At 61.8% G+C, this 16,638-nt stretch carries 17 protein-coding genes; all 17 read left to right on the top strand.

Annotated features, from left to right (window positions below; genetic code table 11):
• Positions 1-176 precede the first annotated feature (176 nt).
• The 17 genes from pspA (at position 177) to G5179_RS11965 (ending at position 16,597) form a co-directional block, all read left to right on the top strand.
• Positions 177-863, top strand: a complete 687-nt coding sequence (gene pspA, locus G5179_RS12045; protein WP_005361184.1) for a phage shock protein PspA — start codon at positions 177-179, stop codon at positions 861-863.
• Between the two features lie 3 nt (positions 864-866).
• Positions 867-1,103, top strand: coding sequence for an envelope stress response membrane protein PspB (pspB, locus tag G5179_RS12040; RefSeq protein WP_005333672.1), 237 nt, complete (start codon positions 867-869; stop codon positions 1,101-1,103).
• Positions 1,100-1,504, top strand: a complete 405-nt coding sequence (gene pspC, locus G5179_RS12035; protein ID WP_005333670.1) for an envelope stress response membrane protein PspC — start codon at positions 1,100-1,102, stop codon at positions 1,502-1,504. Before pspB ends, pspC begins: the two co-directional genes overlap by 4 nt.
• A gap of 145 nt (positions 1,505-1,649) precedes the next feature.
• Positions 1,650-3,056 carry a YcjX family protein gene (locus G5179_RS12030; RefSeq protein WP_421258444.1) on the top strand — a complete coding sequence of 469 codons (1,407 nt, stop codon included), beginning with the start codon at positions 1,650-1,652 and terminating at the stop codon, positions 3,054-3,056.
• Between the two features lie 65 nt (positions 3,057-3,121).
• Positions 3,122-4,153, top strand: coding sequence for a YcjF family protein (locus G5179_RS12025; protein ID WP_139740384.1), 1,032 nt, complete (start codon positions 3,122-3,124; stop codon positions 4,151-4,153).
• A gap of 190 nt (positions 4,154-4,343) precedes the next feature.
• Positions 4,344-5,267, top strand: a complete 924-nt coding sequence (locus G5179_RS12020) for a LysR family transcriptional regulator (protein ID WP_005361174.1) — start codon at positions 4,344-4,346, stop codon at positions 5,265-5,267.
• Positions 5,268-5,464: 197 nt separating this feature from the next.
• A complete protein-coding gene (locus G5179_RS12015; RefSeq protein ID WP_368209480.1) occupies positions 5,465-6,610 on the top strand; it encodes an ABC transporter substrate-binding protein in 1,146 nt (381 codons plus the stop codon).
• 143 nt (positions 6,611-6,753) lie between these two features.
• Complete coding sequence (locus G5179_RS12010) at positions 6,754-7,767, top strand: ABC transporter ATP-binding protein (RefSeq protein WP_040069348.1); 1,014 nt, start codon at positions 6,754-6,756, stop codon at positions 7,765-7,767.
• Positions 7,764-8,732, top strand: coding sequence for an ABC transporter permease (locus tag G5179_RS12005; protein WP_236267855.1), 969 nt, complete (start codon positions 7,764-7,766; stop codon positions 8,730-8,732). Before G5179_RS12010 ends, G5179_RS12005 begins: the two co-directional genes overlap by 4 nt.
• A gap of 35 nt (positions 8,733-8,767) precedes the next feature.
• Complete coding sequence (locus tag G5179_RS12000) at positions 8,768-9,595, top strand: ABC transporter permease (RefSeq protein ID WP_421258443.1); 828 nt, start codon at positions 8,768-8,770, stop codon at positions 9,593-9,595.
• A 29-nt stretch (positions 9,596-9,624) separates the two neighbouring features.
• Positions 9,625-11,055, top strand: a complete 1,431-nt coding sequence (locus G5179_RS11995; protein ID WP_040069353.1) for a gamma-aminobutyraldehyde dehydrogenase — start codon at positions 9,625-9,627, stop codon at positions 11,053-11,055.
• A 153-nt stretch (positions 11,056-11,208) separates the two neighbouring features.
• The gene (phhA, locus tag G5179_RS11990; protein WP_421258442.1) at positions 11,209-12,003 is read left to right on the top strand and encodes a phenylalanine 4-monooxygenase; all 795 of its coding nucleotides are present in this window, start codon (positions 11,209-11,211) and stop codon (positions 12,001-12,003) included.
• Positions 12,004-12,066: 63 nt separating this feature from the next.
• Positions 12,067-12,405 carry a 4a-hydroxytetrahydrobiopterin dehydratase gene (locus G5179_RS11985; RefSeq protein ID WP_042052889.1) on the top strand — a complete coding sequence of 113 codons (339 nt, stop codon included), beginning with the start codon at positions 12,067-12,069 and terminating at the stop codon, positions 12,403-12,405.
• Positions 12,406-12,553: 148 nt separating this feature from the next.
• Positions 12,554-14,101: a transcriptional regulator TyrR gene (tyrR, locus tag G5179_RS11980; protein ID WP_005333656.1), complete on the top strand. Its 1,548-nt coding sequence runs from the start codon at positions 12,554-12,556 to the stop codon at positions 14,099-14,101.
• A gap of 188 nt (positions 14,102-14,289) precedes the next feature.
• Positions 14,290-14,847: a YfiR family protein gene (locus tag G5179_RS11975; protein WP_245097587.1), complete on the top strand. Its 558-nt coding sequence runs from the start codon at positions 14,290-14,292 to the stop codon at positions 14,845-14,847.
• The gene (locus G5179_RS11970) at positions 14,844-16,073 is read left to right on the top strand and encodes a diguanylate cyclase domain-containing protein (protein WP_216953441.1); all 1,230 of its coding nucleotides are present in this window, start codon (positions 14,844-14,846) and stop codon (positions 16,071-16,073) included. Before G5179_RS11975 ends, G5179_RS11970 begins: the two co-directional genes overlap by 4 nt.
• Before the next feature lie 35 nt (positions 16,074-16,108).
• Complete coding sequence (locus tag G5179_RS11965) at positions 16,109-16,597, top strand: OmpA family protein (protein WP_005333642.1); 489 nt, start codon at positions 16,109-16,111, stop codon at positions 16,595-16,597.
• The last annotated feature ends 41 nt before the right edge of the window (positions 16,598-16,638 follow it).

The raw sequence follows: 16,638 nt of genomic DNA, 5'->3' as shown, positions 1-16,638 counted from the left end.
AAAGCTGGTCAATCTTACCAAAAGTTGGTGATTTTAATCATCTCTTGCGCGAGGCATCTTGCAATTCGGCTATTCTGCCCCATATAAATCAACAAGTTAAATTTTGTTCCAGATTGGCACACAAGTTGCCATTCTCAATGGAGAAACAACGCCATGCCAATAACAGGAGTGCAATCATGAGTATTTTTTCCCGTCTGGCCGACATCATCAATTCCAACCTGACGGCTCTGCTCGACAAGGCAGAAGATCCCCAGAAAATGGTGCGCCTGATCATCCAGGAGATGGAGGACGAGCTGGTCAAGGAACGTTCCAATCTGGCCCGCTTCCTCGCCAGCCAGAAAGAGATTGGTCGTCAGGTCGCCCGTCATCAGGAGCGGGTCGACGAGTGGCAAGCCAAGGCCGAGCTGGCCCTGACCAAAGGGCGTGAAGATCTGGCCCGCGCCGCCCTTATCGAGAAGAAGAAACAGACCGAGTTGTCAGAGACCCTCTACCGCGAGCAGCAAGCGGTCGACAGCGGTATCGAGAAGCTGGGTGAGGAGATCCGCCAGCTCGAAGCCAAGCTGGAAGATGCCCGCGCCCGTCAAAAGGCGATGGCCATTCGCACCGAAGCGGCCAGCAGCCGTCTCAATGTGCAGAGCCAGGTAGCCCGTGGCGAGAGCCAGGCTGTGGTGAGCAAGTTTGAGCGGATGGAGCGTCGCATCGACGAAATGGAAGCGCGCGCCGATCTGGGTCAGTCCGACAAGGCGCTGGCGCAGCAGTTTGCCGAGCTGGAAGTGGACGATCAGATAAGCCGTGAGCTGGAAGCCATGCGCCAGAAGCTGGGTCAGGGCGACAGCAAAAGCGAAGGCAAACAGGGGGAGTAACAGATGGAAGATCTGCTGGGCGTATTGATGGTTCCCATGGTGGTCTTCATGGTGGTGGTGGCCCCCATCTGGCTGGTGCTGCACTATCGTGCCAAGGGGCGGATTGGCGCCGGTCTTGCCGATAGCGAGCGGGAACAGCTGCAAGGGCTGCTGGCTCGCACCGAGAAGATGCAGGAGCGAGTGGGCGCGCTGGAGTCGATTCTGGACGCGGAAGTACCCGGTTGGAGGAACAAGGTATGAGCAGTGTCAGTCGTGAAGGGCGTAACCTCTATCGCGATCCCCAGCGCGGCAAGATAGCCGGGATCTGTGCCGGTTTGGCAGAGTATTTCGGGGTGGAGACCTGGATCGTGCGGCTGCTCGCCATCAGTGGCCTTATCTTCGCCGGTTTCATCACCTTCACCGCCTATATCGCTGCCTGGTTCCTGCTCGATAAAAAGCCGGTCACCCTCTACTCGCAAGAGGATGCCGACTTTGCCGAGGTGCGGATGAAAGCGCGCAGCTGGCAGGCGGGGATCACCCCTCATCAGGCGCTGGGCCGCATCGCGCAGGAACTTGACGCGCTGGAGCCCAGAGTTCAGCGGATCGAGAAGCTGGTGACCTCCAGGGAGTTCACCCTGCAGCGGGAGTTTCGCAAGCTGTAGTGCTTGCCAAAGCACTCAATGTCGATGGTGGAATCTTCTGTGATGATCCACCATCGACGACAACTATCCAGACGTGGATAAGCGGTCGACCTCTCGCACGGCCAATCACGCCGGATGCAACCACCAAGGGAGAACGGATCAAGCCTTGATACTCAATAAACTGGAACAGAAGTTGACTCGCCTGCAACACAAGGCGAACGACGTGGTGAACCGGGTGCGGGATCGCCATATCCGGCTGGCGGTGACCGGCCTCTCTCGCAGCGGCAAGACCGCCTTTATCACGGCACTGGTCAACCAGCTGGAACACGCGGCCATCGACGGCCGTTTGCCGTTGTGGGATGCCCTGCGTCAGGGGCGTATCCTCGGCGCCCGCCGGGTTCCGCAGCTCAATGCCCACATTCCCACCTTTGCCTACGAACGTGGCCTCGACTCCCTGTTTGGCGTTCCACCAGCCTGGCCCGAGCCCACCCGCGGCGTGGCCGAAGTGCGTCTCGAAATTCGCTATCGCACCCGTCACCCTCTGCGCAAGCATCTGGGGGAGATCTCCACCCTCTACGTGGATCTGGTGGACTACCCCGGGGAGTGGCTGCTCGACTTGCCGCTCCTTGAGATGAGCTACGAGCAGTGGAGCGAACAGGTGCGCGAGCAGCTTCGTCGCCCAGAGCTGCAGGCACTTGCCGCCAGCTGGCTGACACCCGGGTGGCAGGTCGATCAGCGCTTCGAAGAGCGGCCGGTGGCTGAGCTGACCGAGCGCTACACCACCTATCTGCATGCCTGCAAACAGGAGCTGGGATTGCACCTTATTCAACCCGGTCGCTTCGTGTTGCCGGGGGAGTATGCCGGTGCCCCCATGCTGCAATTTGTCCCCTGGGTGTGGGAGATGCCTGCCAGCGATCCCGCCGATGGCACTCTTTACGCCACTCTCAAGCAGCGCTTCGAGCAGTACAAACAGCATCTGGTGCAGGGTTTTTATGAGCAGCACTTTGCCGGCTTTGATCGCCAGATCGTGCTGGTGGATTGCCTGCAGCCGCTTAACGCAGGGGCAGCCAGCTTTGGCGATATGCAGCAGGCCATCGCCCGCATCATGGAGAGCTTTGCCTACGGCAAGAGCAACTGGTGGCGGCGACTCTTCTCGCCCCGTATCGACAAGCTGCTGTTTGTGGCGAGCAAGGCCGATCACGTCACCCCCGAACAACATGCGCCCATGGTCTCACTGCTGCAGCATCTGGTGCGCAGCGGCCGCGGCCAAGCCCGTTTTGAGGGGATCACCACTGAGTGCTTGGCGCTTGCCGCCATCAAGGCGACCGAAGTGGGCAAGGGGGTGGCCAATGGCCGCGAGTTCCCCGCCATCCGCGGCACCAGTCTGAGCGGTGAGCCGCTGCTGCTGTTCCCGGGTGAAGTGCCGCCCCATATTCCGCCCGCGCAGTGGTGGAACAGTCAGGGCTTTGATTTTCAGGCGTTTCGCCCCATGCCCATGAGCGCCCATCAGGCGCTGCCCCATATCCGGCTCGATGCGGCGCTGGAGTTTCTGCTCGGGGATCACCTCGAATAACGGTGTGCGGCTCGGGTTTGTTTCCTGCGCCGCCCGCAGGAGACTGTTTTCAGGAGAATAAGGCGATGAACGATCAGATAAAAGAGCGGCCACCGTTGCAGGGCAAGGTGATTCTTGAGCCTGCCTTGACGGTGGCCAGTGACGAGCGACCGCCCGCACCGGCCCAGCGGCTGGAGGAGGCGAGCTTCGAGCGCCTCGACGAGCTGGACGAGTTCACCGAGGTGGAGAGCGCCCTCGTCAGCAAACCGCGCCGCCGCCATCGGCTGCTGGCTTGGGGGCTTGGGGCAGTCGGTCTGCTCTCGTTGGGCCAGTATGGCGCCTTTCTTTACGATCAATTCCTCACCACCCCGCTCTGGGGCAGCGCCTGGCTGGCGGCCTCGGCGCTGGTGGCGGCGGGGACCGCCAGCGTGGTGGGGCGCGAGTGGCTGCGGCTGCGCACCCTCAAGCGGCGCCAGGATGTGCGCTCGCGGGCAGAAGATCTGCTGGCCCATCAGGGAGTCGGGCAGGGGCAGGCCTTTTGCGAAGGGTTGGCGGTCAAAAGTGGCGACAAGGGGCGCGAGGGGTATCAAACCTGGCTGGCCCAGCTCGACGAGAGCCACAGCGATCGGGAGGTGCTGACCCTTTACAGTCAGCTGGTATTGAGCGAACGCGACAAGCTGGCGCAGGCGCGGGTGGCCAAATGGTCGGGGGAGGCCGCCGTGCTGGTGGCGCTCAGCCCGCTCGCCACCGTCGACATGATGCTGATGCTGTGGCGCAACCTGCGGATGATCGAAGATATCGCCGATGTCTATGCCATCGAACTCGGCTACTGGAGCCGTATACGCCTCATCCGTCAGGTGTTTCGCAACATGCTCTACGCCGGTGCCACCGAGCTGGTGACCGAGGTGGGGATGGACTTGCTGGGCGCCGAGTTTGCCGCCAAGCTCTCTGCCCGCGCCGCACAAGGGGTGGGGGCCGGGCTGCTCACCGCTCGCCTTGGCCTGCGCACCATAGAGGCGTGCCGCCCGCTGCCCTGGTGTGCGGACGAAAAACCCAAACTCGGCGAGCTGCGCAAGCGGCTGATCGGCCAGCTGGCGGGGTATCTCAACAAATCCTGATAGCTCTGTCTGCACCTTGCTGCGATGACCCATGCCCCTGTTGTGCTCGCCAAGCCGCAGGGGCATGGTTTTAATCGGCAGATCATTGAGTTGGCAGCAGTGCCCGGTTTTGGCGAGGCGCCCGTTTACGGTTAAGCTGGCAGTCAATCTTACCAATCACACCAATATTACCAATCGGCAAGGATGCCCGATGAACTTTACCTTTCGCCAGATCCGTTATTTTGTGGCCGTGGCCGACAGCTTCTCAGTGAGTCGCGCCGCCGCCGAGCTGCATATCTCCCAGTCGGCGGTCACCAGCGCCATTCGCGAGCTGGAGACCGAGCTCGGCGCCCCGCTATTCGAGCGCAATCCGCGCGGCGTCACCCTCACCACTCAGGGCCACCAGTTTTTGCTCCACGCCCGCCGTATTCTCGGCGCCATGACCGAGGCGAGCCACTCCCTCAAAGCAGTAGCCCAGCAGGATCAGGGACGGCTCACTATCGGTGTGACCACCTTGGTGGCGGGTTACTACCTCTCAGAGGCGCTCGGCCGTTTTCGCCGCGCCTTTCCGGCGGTACAGATCGAGGTGAAGGAGGATGAACAGCCTTTTCTGGAGCACCAGATCGTCAACGGCGAGGTGGATGTGGGGATCCTGATGACCAACCGCACCATCCGGCAAGAGGCGTTTGATACCGAGTTGCTGACCCGTTCGCCGCTGCGGCTCTGGCTGGCCGCCAACCACCCGCTCTGCGCCGAGTCGACCCTCTCGCTCACCGCGCTGGGGGAGGAGCCGATGATCTCGCTGACCGCCGATCAGCTCGATCAGATCATCGGTGGCGGCCTGCGCCGCTACGGCATCTCCCCCCGTATCGTGCTGCGCACCGCGTCGGTGGAGGCAGTGCGCAGTCTGGTGGCGAGCCAGCTCGGGGTCGCCTTGTTGCCCGATTTTGCCTATCGCCCCTGGTCGCTGGAGCAGGAGCGGGTCGAGGCGCGCGCCATCAAGGAGCCCATTCCCGCCATCGATATCGGGCTGGTGTGGCGCCGTGGTTCTCGGCTGGATTGGACGGCGCGGGAATTTATCGATATTGCGCGGGATCAGAGCCGGTTGCGGGCCCGTCAGGCGCTCCCTCGCTAGCCATCTCTTGCGGGGTAGCCACCAAAAATCAGATTCATCTGCACTCGATATCGATTTAGCTGATACCTGAGCCATCAAAAATTGAAATATTCATCGTATTGCCACTCCCCTAAGCTCATTGCTGGTTAACAGGATGTTAACGCCGATGGTGGCGTTCCTTCACCTGATGCAAGTCAACACAATGCAAGGAGTGCATGATGAAATTGACCCCTCTGATGCTGGCTCTTGTTCCGGCGCTGCTGGCAGGCCAGACCCAGGCTGCCCCGACCGAGCTCGGCAAGGGTGAAGGCCAGCTCTATATCGTGGCCTGGGCTGGCTACGTTGAGCGTGGCGAGACCGACAAGAACTACGACTGGGTGACCGGATTCGAGAAAGAGACCGGTTGCAAGGTGAGCGTCAAGACGGCGGCCACCTCGGACGAGATGGTGGCCTTGATGAACGAGGGGGGCTTCGATCTGGTGACCGCCTCCGGCGATGCCAGTCTGCGTCTGATTGCCGGTGGCAAGGTGCAGGCGCTCAATCTGGCGCTCATCCCGAGCTACAGCAAGATTGATCCCCGGCTGCAAAATGCCCCCTGGCACACTGTGGATGGCAAGCACTACGGCGTGCCCTACCAGTGGGGCGGCAATATCCTGATGTACAACACCAAGGTGTTCCCCAAGGCACCGGACTCCTGGAACGTGGTGTTCGAGGAGCAGACCCTGGCGGATGGCAAGTCCAACAAGGGGCGGGTGCAGGCCTTTGACGGCCCGATCCACATCGCCGATGCCGCCCTCTATCTGATGACCCATCAGCCTGCCCTGGGTATCAAGGATCCTTACGAGCTGAACGAGGATCAGTACAAGGCCTCCCTCGATCTGCTGCGCAAGCAGCGCCAGCTGGTGGGACGCTACTGGCATGATGCTTTCGTTCAAATCGATGACTTCAAGAACGAAGGGGTGGTCGCGTCAGGCTCCTGGCCGTTCCAGGCCAATGCCCTGATTGCCGACAAGCAACCCATCGCCACCACTGTGCCGAAAGAGGGAGTGACCGGTTGGGCCGATACCAGCATGGTGCACAGCGATGCCAAGAACCTCACCTGCGCTTACAAGTGGCTGGAGCACTCCCTGAGCAACAAGCTGCAGGGGGATCTCGCCGCCTGGTTTGGCTCGGTGCCTGTGGTACCTGCCGCCTGTGAGGGCAATGCCCTGCTGGGCCCGACCGGGTGCAAAACCAACGGTATCGACAACTTCGATCGGGTTCGCTTCTGGCGCACTCCGGTCTCCCAGTGCAAGAGCCAGGGAACTTGCGTGCCCTATTACCGCTGGGTTTCCGACTATATCGCCATTCTGGGCGGTCGCTGAGGCGGGGTGAGCAAGGTGGTCGGAACCACTGCCACCTTGCCAACGGCAGGGGAGCTGCGCCTCCTCTGCACGACTGCAGAGAGCGGATAATCAAGCGGGCCGGACAGGAGTCCGGCCCATCCCAGCACAGACAAGGACGCCCCATGAACGCCGTACAATTTGACCGGGTCAGTCGCCACTATGGCGAGGTGAAGGCGGTCGACGACATCTCTTTCCAGATCCCCTCAGGGGAATTCTTTACCCTGCTGGGGCCGAGCGGTTCCGGCAAGACCACCTGCCTGCGGATGATCGCGGGCTTCGAGTACCCGAGTGACGGAGAGATCCGCCTGTTTGGCGAACCCTGCTCCACCGTGCCGCCCTATGATCGCAACCTCAACACCGTGTTTCAGGACTATGCCCTGTTTCCCAACATGGATGTGCGCGACAACATCGGCTATGGCCTGATGCTCAAGGGGGTCGCCAAGGCGGAGCGTTACCGCAAGGTGGACGAGATGCTGGAGCTGGTGCGACTACCCGGGGTCGGCAAGCGCCGCCCAAGCCAGCTCTCCGGCGGCCAGCGCCAGCGCATCGCCATCGCCCGGGCGCTTATCAACCAGCCACGCATCCTGCTGCTGGACGAGCCGCTGGGGGCCCTCGATCTCAAGCTGCGCGAGCAGATGCAGCTTGAGCTCAAGGCGCTGCAACGCCAGCTGGGCATCACCTTTATCTTCGTCACCCACGATCAGCAGGAGGCGCTCTCCATGAGCGACCGGATCTGCATCTTCAGTCAGGGCAAGATTGAGCAGATCGCTGCGCCCGATACTATCTACGACGCTCCGGCAACGCCGTTTGTGGCCCGCTTCGTCGGTACCGTCAATCTGTTCGAAGGGGAGCAGGCCAGACGGCTGTGCGGTGACGGCAGCCAGATGATGGTGCGCCCGGAGCGGATCCGGCTCGGTGAGGCGGGCGCGCCGGGCTGGTCGGGGGAGATCCGCGAGGTGGAGTATCTGGGCCCCTTCGTCCGTTATCGGGTTGATCTCGGGGAGCAGCTCGAGATCATCGTCAATCACCCCAATGAGGGGCAGGCCCGTCTGGCCCGTGGCAGCAGGGTCAGCCTCAGCTGGCCGGAGCAGGCCATCCACCGCCTGAGCGGCGCCCATCAGGGGGCGCAGCCATGAGTGCCCCTCACAGTGCGAGTCTTGCCATGAACCATCAGCCCGAACCTGCCCGTTTCAGGCCGCTGCGGCGCCTCTCGACCCTGCTCTATGGTCGACCCGGCCTGCTGCTGGCGATCCTGCTGGGGCCGCCGCTGCTGTGGCTCGGCATCATCTATGTCGGCTCCTTGCTGATGCTGCTCTCCAACTCCCTGTTCGGGCTGGACGAGTTCAGCGGTCAGGTACGCCACGAGCTGGGGCTGCAAAACTTCGTCGCCCTGCTGCGACCGGAGAATCTGGATGTGATCGGCCGCACCGTCGGCATGTCGCTGCTGGTGACCCTGGCCTGCGCCCTGCTCGGTTTTCCGGTTGCCTACTACATGGCGCGCTACACCAGTGGCAAGACCCGGGCGCTGTTCTATGTGGGGATCATGCTGCCGCTCTGGTCCAGCTATCTGGTGCGGGTCTATGCCTGGAAGCTGATCTTGGCCAAAGAGGGGGTGTTGAGCTGGCTGGCCGACAGCATGGGGCTGGAGTGGTTGCTCGATGCCATCCTCTCCCTGCCGGTGATAGGTGGCCCGTCGCTCTCCTTCTCGCGGCTCGGCACCTTTATCGTGTTCGTCTATGTCTGGCTGCCCTTCATGATCCTGCCCATTCAGGCGGCGGTGGAGCGTATTCCGCGATCCCTTTTGGAGGCGAGCAGCGATCTGGGGGCGACACCCGCCCAGACCTTTCGCAACCTGATCCTGCCGCTGGCGTTGCCAGGTGTGGTGGCGGGCTCCATTTTCACCTTCTCGCTGACCCTCGGTGATTACATCATCCCCGGCATCATCGGCAACTCGACCATGTATATCGGTCAGGTGGTCTACATGCAGCAGGGAACGGCGGGCAATCTGCCCTTTGCCGCCGCCTTCTCGCTGGTGCCGATCCTTATCATCGCCATCTATCTGGCGATTGCGAAACGACTGGGGGCTTTTGATGCGCTTTGACCCTATCGATTTGAACAGGCAGCAAGGAGGCCTTCATGTCAGCTAGCTCAGTGAGCCGTCAGGGAGAGCACCCTTCGGGTCTGCTCAAGTACGCCGCCATCGGTGGCCTTCTGTTCCTGCACTTTCCCATTCTGTTTATCTTCCTCTACGCCTTCACCAGCGAGAGCAAGAGTTACCAGTTTCCGCCCCCCGGGCTCACCCTCAAGTGGTTCGAGGTGACCCTCAATCGTCCCGATGTGTGGCGTGCCATCCAGCTGTCACTGGAGGTAGCGGGGCTGGCGACGCTGGCGGCCATGATCCTCGGCACCTTGGCGGCAGGGGCCATTGCCCGCAGCCGCTTCTTCGGTCAGGAGGTGGTGTCGCTCTTGCTGGTGCTGCCCATTGCGCTGCCCGGTATCGTCACCGGTATCGCGCTACGCTCGGCTTACGGCCTGATGGAGATCCCGTTCAGCTTCTGGACCATCGTTATCGGCCACGCCACCTTCTGTGTGGTGGTGGTCTACAACAATGCGCTGGCCCGTTTTCGCCGCACCAACCAGAGCCTCATCGAGGCGTCGATGGATCTCGGGGCCGACGGCTTCCAGACCCTGCGCTACGTGATCCTGCCCAATCTGGCCACGGCGCTGCTGGCGGGGGGCATGCTGGCCTTTGCCCTGAGTTTTGACGAAGTGATCGTTACTACCTTCACGGCGGGCCAGCAGACCACGCTGCCCATCTGGATGTATCAGGAGCTGATCCGTCCCCGAGACAGGCCGGTCACCAACGTGGTGGCCCTCATCATAGTGGCCTTCACCACTATCCCCATTTTGCTTGCCTACTACCTCACTCGCGACACCCATGATGTTGCTGGCAGTGGCAAATGATGATTCAACGCGTGCGCAAGGATGCAACCATGAAACTCTCAACCCAACTCTTGATTGATGGCCAGTTTGTGACCGGCGAGGGGCAGGCCGAACCCATTCTCAACCCGGCTAACGGCGAACAGATCGCCGCCGTGCCCGAAGCCTCGTTCGAACAGGTGAACCGGGCGGTGAACGGTGCCCAGCGCGCCTTCGCCCAGTGGAGCCGCACCACCCCGGCAAGCCGCAGCAACCTGCTGCTGCGTCTGGCGGATCTCGTCGAGCGCCACGCCGAGGAGTTTGCGGCGCTGGAATCCCTCAACTGCGGCAAACCCTATCTGGCTGTGCTCAACGACGAGCTGCCCGCGGTGGTGGACTGCTTCCGCTTCTTTGCCGGGGCGGCCCGCTGCCTGCAAGGGCCGCTGGCGGGGGAGTATCTCGAGGGGCACACCAGCATGATCCGCCGTGATCCCATAGGTGTTGTGGGCAGTATCGCCCCCTGGAACTACCCGCTGATGATGGCGGCCTGGAAGATGGCGCCGGTGCTGGCGGCGGGCAATACGGTGGTGCTCAAACCCTCCGAACAGACCCCGCTCACCGCGCTGCGTTTGGCGGAGCTGGCCAGCGAGATCTTCCCCCGCGGCGTTATCAACGTCATCTGCGGGCGGGGCGAGAGTGTAGGGGCGCCGCTGGTGGAGCACCCGCTGGTGCGGATGGTGTCGCTCACCGGCGATATCGCCACCGGCCAGAAGATCCTGCAAAGCGCCGCCCGCACCATGAAACGCACCCACCTTGAACTGGGGGGCAAGGCGCCGGTGATCATCTTCGACGATGCGGATCTGGAGGCGGTGGTGGCAGGCATTCGCACCTTCGGTTTCTACAACGCAGGCCAGGATTGCACCGCCGCCTGCCGTATCTATGCCCAGGGCAAGATCTACGACAAGTTCGTCGCCGCCATGACCGATGCGGTGGCCTCCATCAAGGTGGGAAGCCAGTACGAGGAGGGGGTGGAGATGGGGCCGCTTATCTCGGACAGACAGCGCAACCGGGTCGCCAGCTTTGTCGAGCGGGCCCAGAGCAGCGGTCATGTGGAGGTGACGGCGGGGGGCAAGATCCGTCCCGGCAACGGCTTCTTCTTCGAGCCGACCCTGATTGTCGGGGCCCGGCAGGAGGATGAGATCGTGCGCCGCGAGGTGTTTGGCCCCGTGGTGTCGGTGACCCGTTTCAACGATGCCGAGCAGGTGGTGCAGTGGGCCAACGACTCGGACTATGGCCTCGCCTCGTCGGTCTGGACCAAAGATCTGAGCCTCGCCAGCAAGGTGGCCAGCCACCTGCAATATGGTTGCACCTGGATCAATACCCACTTCATGCTCACCTCCGAGATGCCCCACGGCGGCATGAAGATGTCGGGCTACGGCAAGGATCTCTCCCTCTATGCGCTGGAGGATTACACGGTGCCGCGCCATATCATGGTCAAGCTGTAGTGGGGATTGGTTAGCGGGTTGTCACAATTTATTTACAACTGTTTCAGGCAGCCGACTCATGGGTCGGCTGCTTTTTTTGTTGCCATTTCGTTACAGTGAAACCGTGATGAAACGGCAAGGCGCCTTGATGTGGCGCCAGAGGATGGAACCGCTATGGCAACCTTCTACACCGCCCACCAGCCGGATGCTGACGGGGTAATCCACTACAGCAACGAGGAGCATGGCACCTGGCAGATCCTGATCGAACGCCAGTTCGCCGCCCTCGATGGCAAGGGGTGTAACGAATATCTGGCCGGTCTCGACAGACTGGGGCTGCCCCGTGATCGCATCCCCCAGCTGGCCGAGATCAACGCCGTCTTGCAGCCTGCGACCGGCTGGTCGGTGGCGGCGGTGCCCGCGCTTATCTCGTTCGATCGCTTCTTCGCCCTGCTGGCCAATCGCCAGTTTCCGGTGGCGACCTTTATCCGGCGCCGGGACGAGCTCGACTACCTGCAAGAGCCCGATATCTTTCACGAGATCTTTGGCCACTGCGCCATGCTGACCAATCCGGCCTTTGCCCACTTCACCCACCTCTATGGCCAGCTTGGCCAGCAGGCGAGCAAGGAGCAGCGGGTCTTTCTGGCCCGTCTCTACTGGTTCACCGTGGAGTTTGGCCTCTTGGCAACGCCGGACGGGCTACGTATCTACGGCGGCGGTATTCTCTCCTCCATCGGCGAGACCGCCTATGCCCTCTGTGGCAAACCGCTGCTGCAACCCTTCGATCTACTGACTGTGCTGCGCACCCCGTATCGCATCGACATCATGCAGCCCACCTATTTTGTGCTGCCGAGTCTCGATCATCTCTACCAGCTGACCGGGGAGGAGATCATGGCTGCTCTGGCGGAGGCCAGTCGGCTTGGCCTCTATCCGCCATGTTTTGAGGTTCCCGCTGGCAAACAGGCGAGCTGACCAAAAGCAAACAACCCTATTTCATTTTCATTAATTTTTCATTAATTCAAGCAGGAGTAACCCATGTCCGAACTGGCCAGCCAACAGTGTGAAGCGTGTCGCGCCGATGCCCCCAAGGTGAGCGATGAGGAGCTGCGTGAGCTGATGCAGCTTATTCCCGACTGGCAGCCGCTGGTGGAGGAGGGGGCGCTGCAACTGCGGCGGGAATTTACGTTTCGCAACTTCAAGGAGGCGCTGGCCTTTACCAACCGCCTGGGCGAGCTGGCGGAGGCGGAGTTCCACCATCCGGCCATTCTGACCGAGTGGGGTAAGGTGACCGTCAGCTGGTGGACCCACAAGATCGGCGGCTTGCATCGTAACGACTTCATCATGGCGGCGCGTACCGATCAGTTGCTCCGGTAATGGCGCCCCACACCAGCGTCATCGGTTGACCCGGGCCTGCCTGCGAAAGCGGGGCGGGCCCGCATTTTTATGGGCTGGCGCTCGCACTGGGGGGATCGAGACTGTATTATCCGCTCATTCATAGAGTTAGCTAGGAAGTGTGTCCCGAATGCGTCTTGAAGTCAGCTGTGAAGACCGCCTGGGCCTGACCCGGGAACTGCTCGACCGCCTGGTGGAGCACAATATCGATCTGCGCGGCATCGAAATCGATACCTCAGGCATCATCTATCTCAACTTTCCCGAGCTGGAGTTCAGTGATTTTCAGCACCTGATGCCGGAGATCCGCCGCATTCCCGGCGTCTACGACGTAAAGACCATCCCCTACATGCCTTCCGAGCGAGAGCACCACGAAATCGAGGCGCTGCTCAAGGCGCTGCCGGATCTGGTCTTCTCCCTCGACAGCAAGGGCAAGGTGACCCAGGCCAACCAGTCGGCCCTCACCACCCTCGGCTTGCCGGTGGAGGAGGTGCGCGGCGTGGCGCTCGGTTCGCTGGTTAAGGGTTTCTCCTTCACCCGCTGGCTGGAGGCGAGCGAGATCAAGCCGCAGACCTGCAAGCTCAGTTTCAATGGCGAAGAGTATCTGGCAGATCTGATGCCGCTGTTCGTGGCAGAAGCCCGCGGCAAGCAGGCGCTGGCCGGTGCCGTGGTGGTGCTCAAATCTGCCCGTCGGGTCGGCCTGCACTTCAGCGCGCTTCATGCGGTGGAAGTGGGGGGCTTCGAGCATCTGCAGGCCGAGAGCCCCAAGATGAAAGAGGTACTGTCGCAAGCGCGAAAACTGGCGATGCAGGACGCGCCGCTGCTGATTGTCGGTGAGACCGGTACCGGCAAGGAGCTGCTGGCCCGTGCCTGTCACGGTGCCAGCCTGCGCTCCAGCCACCCCTTTATGGCCCTCAACTGCGCCGCCATGCCCGATAACGTGGCCGAGAGCGAGCTGTTTGGTTATGCCCCCGGCGCCTTTGGCAACAACACCGAGGGCAAGCGCGGCGTGCTGGAGCTGGCGAGCGGCGGCACCCTGATGCTGGACGAGATCGGCGACATGTCTCCCCATCTGCAGACCAAGTTCCTGCGGGTGTTGCAGGATGGGGTGTTCCGCCGGGTCGGTGACGAGCAGGAGGTGAAGGTCAACGTGCGTTTCATCTGCACCACCCAGAAGCAGTTGCTGGATCTGGTGCACGAAGGAACCTTCCGCGAGGATCTCTACTACCGTCTCAACGTGCTCAGTCTGGCGCTGCCCCCCTTGCGCGAGCGCAAGGCTGACATCATGGTGCTGGCCCAGCAGTTTGTCTCCCGCTTTGCCAGCGAGTTGCAGCGACCCCGTCCGCGCTTTACCCGCAACATGGCCGACTACCTGACCGCCTACCGCTGGCCGGGCAACGTGCGTCAGCTGCGCAACTGTCTCTACCGCGCCATGACCCTGCTGGAAGGGGATGAGCTGGGGCCTGAGCAGATCGACCTGCCGGTGGCGGCCGATACCATGCCGCTGATCGACGAGTGGTTTGAGGGGAATCTCGACGATGCGGTGAAGCGCTTCGAGAGCCAGCTGCTGGCCCGGCTCTATCCCGCCTTCCCGTCGACCCGTCAGCTGGCCAAACGCCTGGGCGTGTCGCATACCGCCATCGCCAACAAGCTGCGGGAATATGGCATCAGCAAGAAGTAAGTTGTTCCGGATGCCAGCCAACAGAGAGCCCGTCACCAGACGGGCTCTCTGTTTTCTTTACACGGCTTCCGGGCGGGAGGGCTTCGGGAGACTTGTCAGGCCAGTGTCCACCAACTTACTATCTGGATACATGTACCCGAACCGCTATGCCACTGCAGCGGTGTTGTCAAGGCGGCCACTTCCCGATCATGCTGTTACTCTTTTCTCCCCGTTTCGCCGCTCGCCTGGCGCCCTTGCTGTTAGGGTTTGGTCTGCTGTTGCCTCACGCGCTGGCGGAAACGGCCGCAGAGAGCCGGGCGACGGCGGTCAGAGAGCTGGTGCTCGATATCCTGAGTTACACTCGCTGGCCCACCGAGCCTGCGGTGCTGCGCCTGTGTGTGGCGGCGCCGACGGAGTATGCCGGAGCCCTCTTTACCATCGATCGTCAGGCCAATGGCCGTGCCGTGCAGGTCAATCGCTACGAGGCGAGTGATCCGGCCATCAGTGATAATTGCGATGTGCTCTATCTCGGCGTCGTCGACGAGCCGACCCGGATTGCGTTGTTTGCGCGCTTGCAGGGTCATTCAGTGCTCAGCATCAGCGAATACAACCACGACTGTTCCACCAGCTCGGTGTTCTGCCTGCAGACCTCGCCGGACAGCGTGCGAGTGCGGTTTAAAGTGAACCTCGATGCCCTGGCCCTGAGCGGCGTACGAGTACATCCCGCTGTGCTCAAGCTGGCCCGTGCCGACAAGGGGGTCCCATGAGACGACAGGTCAGCGCGGATCCCCGTCGTCCGACCCTACGTCAGAGCCTGGGGCGAACCCATCTGGTGGCCGCCATCACGGCCGTCAGCGTGGCGGGACTCTTCTTTACCCTGGTTGCTTTGCTGGTAGTACGCTTCTACGCCGATCACAATCTGGAGCTGGTGGCCCGCGCCATCAGCTACAGCGCCGAGGCTGCGGTGGTGTTCCACGATGAGGAGGCTGCGAGCGAGGCACTTAGCGGCATCGTTGCCAAGGAAGAGGTGGCCGAAGCCAGTATCTTGCTGGCCAATGGTCAACAGCTCGCTAAATGGGTTCGTCCCGTCAGCAATCCGCTGGCCACAGTCGAAGATTATCTTGCCCGCCTGCTGTTACCGGGACCGGTCACCTATCCCATGCTGCGGGGCGGTGAGCAGATTGCCACCATAGAGCTGCGCGGTCATGGCGAGTATCTGTTGCTGTTCTTGCTCTCGGTGCTGCTGGTGATGGTGGTTTGCCTGGTGTTGAGTGTGATGGGCGCCTTCTATGTCGCCGGGCGGATGCAGGTCGCGATCACCTCGCCACTGCGACAACTGGCACAGGTCGCCCACTCGGTGCGTCGACAGCGCACCCTGGGAATGCGGGCGCCACCGGCCGATATCGTCGAGCTCAATGAGCTGGGAGAGGATTTCAACGCCCTGCTGGACGAGCTGCAAGCCTGGCAGGCCCAGCAGGCCCGCGAAAATGCCAGCCTGCTCCATCAGGCGACCCACGATGCCCTCACCGGACTGCCCAATCGCGCCCTGTTTGAAGCGCGGCTCGCGCAGGCCATCTCCCTCGGCGAGCAAGAGGGGTTTGCGCTGCTCTATCTCGACTGCGATCGTTTCAAGCAAATTAATGACACGCTGGGGCACAACGCCGGTGACGATGTGCTGATCGCGCTCTCAAGACGGGTGCAACATCAGCTGCGTCCGGATGATCTGGTGTTTCGCCTCGGTGGTGACGAGTTTGCGGTGCTGGTTGGCCCACTCCAGCGACAGCATGAGGTGGAAGAGGTGATTGGCCGCATCCAGCAAGCGATGAGCGAACCGGTGGCGCTGCGTGACGGTCGTCAGCTGGTGGCAGAGGTGAGTGTCGGCTTCGCCGTCTATCAGGCGGGCATGAGTGCCAGCGTGCTGTGTGATCAGGCCGATGCAGCCATGTATCTGGCGAAACGGGCGCGCCGCAGCGAACAGCAAACCATCGCCTGACTGGCAAGAATAACAACATAAACAAGGAGCAAACCATGAAGATCACCCACCTGTTGAAAGTGACCCTGCTGGGGTTGATGTTGTCGCTGCTGGCCGGTTGCCAGAGCGCGCCCAAAGGGTTGACCCCGGAGCAAATCGCCGTGCTCAAGGAGCAAGGCTTTTATCTGACCGATGAGGGGTGGACGCTGGATCTGGCCAACCGGGTGCTGTTTGCCAACAACGTGGGGGCGCTCAATCCCCAGACTCGCCAATCCGTTGAAAAACTGGGTAAAACACTGCTTGGCGTAGGGTTGGACAAGGCGCGGGTGGATGGCCACACCGACAATACCGGCGAGAGCAGCTACAACCAGCAGCTCTCCCTGAAGCGGGCTCAGTCGGTGGCCGATGTGCTGGTCTCGGTCGGCATGAAGCCAGCCAATCTGGAGATCCATGGCCGTGGCGAGACCATGCCGCTGGCGGATAACAAGACCAGAGAGGGCCGGGCCGCCAACCGCCGGGTTGCCATCGTCATCAGCGATCAATAACCTTTTCATCGTTTCGTTACCCATAAAAAAGAGCGCCCGAT

Origin of the sequence: Aeromonas sp. 600886 (assembly GCF_049174935.1) — a bacterium.
GTDB classification, from domain to species: domain Bacteria; phylum Pseudomonadota; class Gammaproteobacteria; order Enterobacterales; family Aeromonadaceae; genus Aeromonas; species Aeromonas veronii_A.
The sequence above is the reverse complement of the archived record's forward strand: the minus strand, read 5'-3'. Positions and strand labels throughout refer to the sequence as shown.

Coding starts and splice junctions, on each gene's coding strand:
- pspA (WP_005361184.1), top strand. CDS start 177: ATGAGTATTTTTTCCCGTCTGGCCGACATCATCAATTCCAACCTGACG.
- pspB (WP_005333672.1), top strand. CDS start 867: ATGGAAGATCTGCTGGGCGTATTGATGGTTCCCATGGTGGTCTTCATG.
- pspC (WP_005333670.1), top strand. CDS start 1,100: ATGAGCAGTGTCAGTCGTGAAGGGCGTAACCTCTATCGCGATCCCCAG.
- G5179_RS12025 (WP_139740384.1), top strand. CDS start 3,122: ATGAACGATCAGATAAAAGAGCGGCCACCGTTGCAGGGCAAGGTGATT.
- G5179_RS12020 (WP_005361174.1), top strand. CDS start 4,344: ATGAACTTTACCTTTCGCCAGATCCGTTATTTTGTGGCCGTGGCCGAC.
- G5179_RS12015 (WP_368209480.1), top strand. CDS start 5,465: ATGAAATTGACCCCTCTGATGCTGGCTCTTGTTCCGGCGCTGCTGGCA.
- G5179_RS12010 (WP_040069348.1), top strand. CDS start 6,754: ATGAACGCCGTACAATTTGACCGGGTCAGTCGCCACTATGGCGAGGTG.
- G5179_RS12005 (WP_236267855.1), top strand. CDS start 7,764: ATGAGTGCCCCTCACAGTGCGAGTCTTGCCATGAACCATCAGCCCGAA.
- G5179_RS12000 (WP_421258443.1), top strand. CDS start 8,768: ATGTCAGCTAGCTCAGTGAGCCGTCAGGGAGAGCACCCTTCGGGTCTG.
- G5179_RS11995 (WP_040069353.1), top strand. CDS start 9,625: ATGAAACTCTCAACCCAACTCTTGATTGATGGCCAGTTTGTGACCGGC.
- phhA (WP_421258442.1), top strand. CDS start 11,209: ATGGCAACCTTCTACACCGCCCACCAGCCGGATGCTGACGGGGTAATC.
- G5179_RS11985 (WP_042052889.1), top strand. CDS start 12,067: ATGTCCGAACTGGCCAGCCAACAGTGTGAAGCGTGTCGCGCCGATGCC.
- tyrR (WP_005333656.1), top strand. CDS start 12,554: ATGCGTCTTGAAGTCAGCTGTGAAGACCGCCTGGGCCTGACCCGGGAA.
- G5179_RS11975 (WP_245097587.1), top strand. CDS start 14,290: ATGCTGTTACTCTTTTCTCCCCGTTTCGCCGCTCGCCTGGCGCCCTTG.
- G5179_RS11970 (WP_216953441.1), top strand. CDS start 14,844: ATGAGACGACAGGTCAGCGCGGATCCCCGTCGTCCGACCCTACGTCAG.
- G5179_RS11965 (WP_005333642.1), top strand. CDS start 16,109: ATGAAGATCACCCACCTGTTGAAAGTGACCCTGCTGGGGTTGATGTTG.